Source organism: uncultured Streptococcus sp., from assembly GCF_915066115.1.
In the GTDB taxonomy this organism is placed as follows: domain Bacteria; phylum Bacillota; class Bacilli; order Lactobacillales; family Streptococcaceae; genus Streptococcus.
Genome location: NZ_CAJZDT010000123.1, coordinates 1 through 5642, shown reverse-complemented (window position 1 = coordinate 5642; position 5642 = coordinate 1). Strand labels below are relative to the sequence as shown.

7 protein-coding genes and 1 pseudogene are annotated in these 5642 nt (G+C 37.9%); 4 read left to right on the top strand and 4 right to left on the bottom strand.

The genetic code is table 11. The features are described from left to right. A pseudogene (locus QZ565_RS07950) lies at nucleotides 1-271 on the top strand (threonine synthase); the annotation flags it as partial. 186 nt (nucleotides 272-457) lie between these two features. Here the strand turns inward: QZ565_RS07950 and QZ565_RS07945 are convergent. Genes QZ565_RS07945 through QZ565_RS07930 form a run of 4 tightly spaced genes read right to left on the bottom strand, consistent with a single transcriptional unit; the run spans nucleotide 458 to nucleotide 3208 of the window. Next, nucleotides 458-751, bottom strand: a complete 294-nt coding sequence (locus tag QZ565_RS07945; RefSeq protein ID WP_295527944.1) for a DUF5960 family protein — start codon at nucleotides 749-751, stop codon at nucleotides 458-460. Then, nucleotides 744-1106 carry a hypothetical protein gene (locus tag QZ565_RS07940; protein ID WP_295527941.1) on the bottom strand — a complete coding sequence of 121 codons (363 nt, stop codon included), beginning with the start codon at nucleotides 1104-1106 and terminating at the stop codon, nucleotides 744-746. Before QZ565_RS07940 ends, QZ565_RS07945 begins: the two co-directional genes overlap by 8 nt. Continuing rightward, nucleotides 1103-2518 carry a Y-family DNA polymerase gene (locus QZ565_RS07935; protein WP_295527938.1) on the bottom strand — a complete coding sequence of 472 codons (1416 nt, stop codon included), beginning with the start codon at nucleotides 2516-2518 and terminating at the stop codon, nucleotides 1103-1105. The genes QZ565_RS07940 and QZ565_RS07935 overlap by 4 nt, the downstream gene beginning before the upstream one ends. Nucleotides 2519-2521: 3 nt before the next feature. Continuing rightward, nucleotides 2522-3208 (bottom strand): XRE family transcriptional regulator, encoded by a 687-nt coding sequence (locus QZ565_RS07930; RefSeq protein ID WP_295527935.1) that lies wholly within the window; start codon nucleotides 3206-3208, stop codon nucleotides 2522-2524. Nucleotides 3209-3445: 237 nt separating this feature from the next. Here QZ565_RS07930 and QZ565_RS07925 point away from each other — a divergent pair, with 237 nt between their 5' ends. From QZ565_RS07925 to QZ565_RS07915, 3 genes are read left to right on the top strand one after another with little or no spacing between them, the layout of a single operon-like run. After that, nucleotides 3446-3994 (top strand): YqeG family HAD IIIA-type phosphatase, encoded by a 549-nt coding sequence (locus tag QZ565_RS07925; protein WP_049509859.1) that lies wholly within the window; start codon nucleotides 3446-3448, stop codon nucleotides 3992-3994. Beyond that, entirely contained in the window at nucleotides 3978-4814 is an 837-nt protein-coding gene (locus tag QZ565_RS07920; protein ID WP_084861945.1) for a VanW family protein, read from the top strand. The genes QZ565_RS07925 and QZ565_RS07920 overlap by 17 nt, the downstream gene beginning before the upstream one ends. 58 nt (nucleotides 4815-4872) lie before the next feature. After that, entirely contained in the window at nucleotides 4873-5538 is a 666-nt protein-coding gene (locus tag QZ565_RS07915) for a hypothetical protein (protein ID WP_261019057.1), read from the top strand. The last annotated feature ends 104 nt before the right edge of the window (nucleotides 5539-5642 follow it).

Below are 5642 nucleotides of genomic sequence, written 5' to 3'. Positions count from 1 at the left end.
ACAGGTTGTGTGTTATGTCTATGCCTTCGCCCAGTTGGTGAAAACTGGTGAGATTGCGGCTGGTGAAAAGGTCAACTTCACTGTTCCAACTGGAAATTTCGGCAATATCTTGGCTGCCTTTTATGCTAAACAAATCGGCCTACCAGTTGGCAAATTGATCTGTGCTTCAAATGACAATAATGTTTTAACTGACTTCTTTAAAACTCGTGTTTACGACAAGAAACGTGAGTTTAAGGTGACGACTAGCCCATCTATGGATATCTTAGTATCTATAAAACAGAATGATTATTTGGGATAAGTATTTTCAAATTCAACAACAATTTCAAGTAAACGATTATCTAAAAAAGATAGGGCTTCTTGTCTAATCTCGTCAGAAAGACCATAATAAGCTTCTGCAAGTCCTCTTCAGATAGCTGCAATGGGGTACACCAAAAAACGAGTTCATCTCCTACCAAATCTACTGGTCACTATTTTTAACCCCAACATATACATAGGTCCTATTTCTGGGACACGCTTTTTCCGTTACCACCCTAAAATAAAAGCTATGCTCCCGCCCATCCTTGGCATTTTCCTTGTTTAAAACAAAGTAGTTTTTCTGATTCATCGCCATGGTTCGTAGGATGTCATCAATCAAGAAAGTCAAGGGTACGTTCATGGCAGAGTATTTTTGAAAATCCTCTTCGAAACGAATATAGTTATCTGAAAAATAATCCATCTGCAGTTTGTTTTCATACAGCTCCTTTCTAGTCATACACTCCCTCCTCCCACAGTCTAATTTCGAGGATATCTGTAAGCTCGATCAGTCTATATCCCTCATTTGTTCTAATAGATAGAGTTTGAGGTGATAATTCGCTCACTTCACCTATGATCGTGGTTTTCTGATTCTTTTCCTTGACCACAAAACTTCCCTTCAGTTGGCCAACATAAAGCTGAGAAAGCAAGTGTAGCTTCTCAACTGGGTCCAAATCTATCGAAAAATCAACACGTTTTTTTTCTTCACTGAGCGAACTAGTGTGTTCTGAGAGGTAAAATCCCATCCACTTCTGCATCCCTGGATCTTGATAATCTCGCGCGGATTGAAAGGGTAAATAAGAACGATCAATCATTTTAATCCATCTAATCCTCCAGCAGAATGTCCCCCAATCAGCTTGCTTCTGGCAAGACTCCTAGAGGCTTCTTCCAGTGCATTGGCTTTTAAGAGTGAAGTGAAACCAAATTGTTCCCGAATGGAGTCAATGGCCGTCTGGAGCCTTTCTTCTTTTTCTAACTTATCAACATCATCAAAAAGGGAAATCAAACCAAAGGACTCATCCACAAATCCTGAATAGTTGACTCCAACACTTCTGACTGCTCCTGAAGTGTATTTGTTATGAAATAACTTCAAAACATAATCCGTTAAGACAGCTGTATTATTGGTCGGTTCGATCTTTATTTGTGTGTGAATAGACGACCTGACCTCCTGTTTAGAGAAACCGACATAGATAGAGACAAGGGTTATTTTCTTGCCAGACCTTCTCAATCTAATAGCCACCTGCTCCGCCATTTCCCGGAGAATAATTTCAATATCACGTAGCTTCACGTAGTCTCTCGGCAAGATTTGAGAATTCCCCAAGCCCTTGGATTTGGCTTTATAAGGCTTATGAACATTGCTCTCATCAATTCCGTTAGCATGAAACCACAAACGAAGACCAGCCTGACCCAGAGCTTTTTTTAGCTGGTCGGGATTGCTGGTTGCCAATTTCTTGATGGAATAAATCCCCAGAGCATGCAAGCGTTTCTCCATCCGCCTGCCAATTCCCCAAAAGTCGGTCATCTTGGGAATGGACCAGACCTTCTCTTCCACATCCTGGTAAGACCAGTTGGCCCTCATGGTCGGAGTGTGCTTGGCCTCATTATCCAGAGCCAACTTGGCTAGTAAGGGATTGGCATTGGACATACCTACTGTAGAGTAAATCCCTGTCTGCCTCCAAATATCCCTCTGAATACGGGCAGAAAGCAGATCCAGCTTGTCTTTGCGAGAGAGATTCTTATCTGGGATGAAATAGTTGAGTGAACTAGTCAGATCAATAAAGCCCTCATCGATAGAGTAGGGATAAATATCATCTGGACCGCCATAGTTTTGAAAGATTCGCTGGATTTCCATATTGACTGCAATGTACTCGTCCATTCGAGGAGGGACAATCAAGGTAACTTGAGCCCAATCTTCGATGTAGCGAACATAGTCTGAGTCGGTAGGTAGCCCTTGCTTTCGAGCATTGTAATAGGAAAATTTTCGCGTTTTGATATCAAAAGGCAAATCATAGGCCCGACCAACATTTGACTTGCCAAAAATCTTCTTAAACAGGGGAGAGGAGGCTAGGATAAGACCAGTTGAATTATCCGCTCGACTCATGACACAAAGCGAGGTTTTCAGCGGATGTAATCCCCTTTTCACGCACTCAACACTAGCATAAAAGGATTTCATATCGACAAAGGCAATGTCACTTTTGGGCTCTCTGGAATAATCAAAGTAGCCCATAGTCTAACCCTCCATCGGCACAAAGTTCCCAACGATAATCCCCACAATCCGAGGATCTTCCTCATAGGAGATGAAAATATCTTTGTATTTAGGATTGATAGAGACCAGACGCAAGCCATCTTCCTCACGATAAACCCGCTTGATATAGGTCTGATTGTTACAAACCACTGCATAAACCGCCCCATCATAGTCAAATCCTGTCTCTCGAATCAGAGCCACTGAACCATTTTGGTATTTGGGTTCCATGGAGTCCCCAGACACCCAGGACGCAAAATCATGGGCCAACTCCTCATTAAAGTAAACCGTATCAAAATTCTGATCATCGTAGACTGAAGCCCCAATCCCTGCTGACATGCGTTCATAAACACGGTACTCGTAGAGGCGCTCTGGCATCGCTGTTACTTTCTGGGCTTTCTCCTCTTGAGATAGGTTTCGAGCATAGAGAACAACCTTGTCCTTCCCTTGCTTGGAGAGGCTATTGTAGAGACGGACAATCTCGATCTGAGTAAAATATCCTTTGGATACCTTTAAAATGTTCTCTAACTGGGCTACCTTCTCCTTAGACGGTTCTTTGATTCCACGTTCCCAAGCTGAGTAAGCCTGGAAACTAATCCCAAGTTTCTCTGCAATTTCCTTCTGTGTTAATTTTAACTCTTTTCTACGAGCCTTGAGTTTTTCTGGCTGATACATACTTCACCCCCTATTATGATACTTTAATGGACATTATCTCCCTTAGAAAGACTAATCGATGCTTGAATCCATATTTTTAAAACTCAACCAAAAAGGTTTAATTTTATTATATAAAAAAAGTGGACGGTTGTCTACTAGGAATATCTATTTCTGCTACACACTTAATAGTGGTATTGACCTTGTTCTATATATGTGCTAGAATTATTGTTATATATTCAATGAAAGGCTTTACACAATATGTTTCCATTCATGCCAGCAGCACGAGCAAAAACTGTTTTTGATATCCCCTATCAAAGATTATATCAACTTGGTTTTAAAGGATTAATTTTTGATATCGATCAAACTCTTGTGATGCATGGCGCCCCCGCTACAGAACAAGTTATTGAACTATTTCAAAATCTCAAAGCCATTGGTTTTCAAATTTTTCTTTTGTCAAACAACGACGAAGAAAGAATATCAGAATTTAATCAACACTTATCTGTGCCTTTTATTCCTCTTTCTGACAAACCAAATCCTAAGAACTTTAAAAAAGCTCTTGACATGATGCAGCTAAAACCATTTGAAACAGTTATGATTGGAGATCAACTTTTTACAGATGTGCTCGGAGCTAGTCGTGCAAATATCTCCACTATCTTAGTTGATTTTTTATATGATCCTAAAGAAGGCGGAATTGGTAAAAAACGATGGGTTGAAAAATTAATACTTCATACTTACCCATTTTTGAGACAAAAAAATAAAAATTTAGATGTGATCAAAAAGGAGAAACAACATGGTTTTTTGGAATAAGGATCTATTATTTTGTGAAATTAGTCCTACAACATATAAAATCTCTTTAAAAAAAGAAAATCTAAAACGACATATCCAGAACTTTAAACAAGGAAAAAAATTCTCCAAGATTCGTCAAGAAAAGATATTACCTAACTTAGTTTCATCATATTCTACCCAACTGATAAAACGTGGTCCTGGCATTGATATTACTCTTCAAAAAGGAAAAGCTACTAATATACAGATTGCTAGTAAAAATCTAAATAACATTATCATTCATCCAGGAGAAGAATTTTCTTTTTGGAGTTTAGTTGGTAATACAACTAAGAAAAAAGGATACCAGGAAGGGCGAGTTATTGTTAATGGTAAAGTAGAACCTGATATTGGCGGCGGGCTATGTAATTTAGCTAACTTGCTTCATCTTTTAATTGTTCATAGTCCTATGGAAATTACAGAATTTCATTCTCACTCTGATGCATTAGACCCTGATAAGGGGACTCGGAAACCATTTGCGAATGGAACTTCTGTACAATATAATCATCAGGACTATCGTTTTAAAAATAATACTGACCAACTTATTCAATTGAGAACATGGACTGAAAATGAAATTCTCTTCGGGGAATTAAGAAGCGAATCACAATTTCCGTTCACTTATCAGATAGTTGAAGAAAATCATCATTTCAAAAAAGAAGGCAATTATTACTATCGCAACTCCATGATTTATCGTGAAAAACTTGATAGAATAACTGAACAAACTTTGGAAAAAGAGCTTATTTTGAAAAATCATTCAAAAGTCATGTACGATCCGAAACTCATTCCTAAAGAAATGATTAGACAGTAACCTAAGTACTTTTATTTTTAAGAAAAACAACTTAGAATTAACATCAAAAGGAACATTTATGAACTCACCTAAATTAATTGTTATGCTGACGCATAATGATCACACAATTGAAAATGCACGAGAAATCTTCGAATCATGTAAGAACACCAAAGCCGAATTTTGGGGATTTAAAGAAAAACCACTTCCAATTTCGGAAATGAAGTCTTTATTTTCAGAAATGAAATCTTACGGTAAAACTACTTTTCTTGAAGTTGTGGAATACGATGAAGAGAATGGTCTTCAAGGTGCACGAATTGCAAAAGAATGCGGATGCGATGTTTTAATGGGGACTGTCTACTTTGATTCAATCAATCAATTCTGCAAAGAAAACAACATGAAATACATGCCATTTGTTGGACAAATTACTAATCGCCCATCTATTCTAGAAGGTTCTATCGAGGACATGATTTCTGAAGCAAAGGAATATCTAGCAAAAGGAGTTTACGGATTTGACTTGCTAGGGTACCGATATACAGGTGATCCTGTCAAACTAAACAATGCTTTTGTTCAAGCTATAGAGGCTCCCGTTTGTTTAGCTGGAAGTGTTGATAGTTATGAACGTTTAGATGAAGTCATTGAGGCAAATCCTTGGGCATTTACAATCGGAAGTGCATTTTTTGAAAAAAAATTTGGTACAGAAATTCACGAACAGATTAATAATGTTTGTAATTATATAGAGAAATAAGGTATAGTATACTTTGAAATTAATATACTCTCCTATATCAAATAAATTTTATTTTTATATCAACAAACTACTCTCAAAAAATGAGACTTTTAATCTCACTTTTA

Bases quoted from the DNA above. Each gene is read 5' to 3' on its own strand.
- QZ565_RS07945 (WP_295527944.1), bottom strand. From the start codon at position 751: ATGACTAGAAAGGAGCTGTATGAAAACAAACTGCAGATGGATTATTTT.
- QZ565_RS07940 (WP_295527941.1), bottom strand. From the start codon at position 1,106: ATGATTGATCGTTCTTATTTACCCTTTCAATCCGCGCGAGATTATCAA.
- QZ565_RS07935 (WP_295527938.1), bottom strand. From the start codon at position 2,518: ATGGGCTACTTTGATTATTCCAGAGAGCCCAAAAGTGACATTGCCTTT.
- QZ565_RS07930 (WP_295527935.1), bottom strand. From the start codon at position 3,208: ATGTATCAGCCAGAAAAACTCAAGGCTCGTAGAAAAGAGTTAAAATTA.
- QZ565_RS07925 (WP_049509859.1), top strand. From the start codon at position 3,446: ATGTTTCCATTCATGCCAGCAGCACGAGCAAAAACTGTTTTTGATATC.
- QZ565_RS07920 (WP_084861945.1), top strand. From the start codon at position 3,978: ATGGTTTTTTGGAATAAGGATCTATTATTTTGTGAAATTAGTCCTACA.
- QZ565_RS07915 (WP_261019057.1), top strand. From the start codon at position 4,873: ATGAACTCACCTAAATTAATTGTTATGCTGACGCATAATGATCACACA.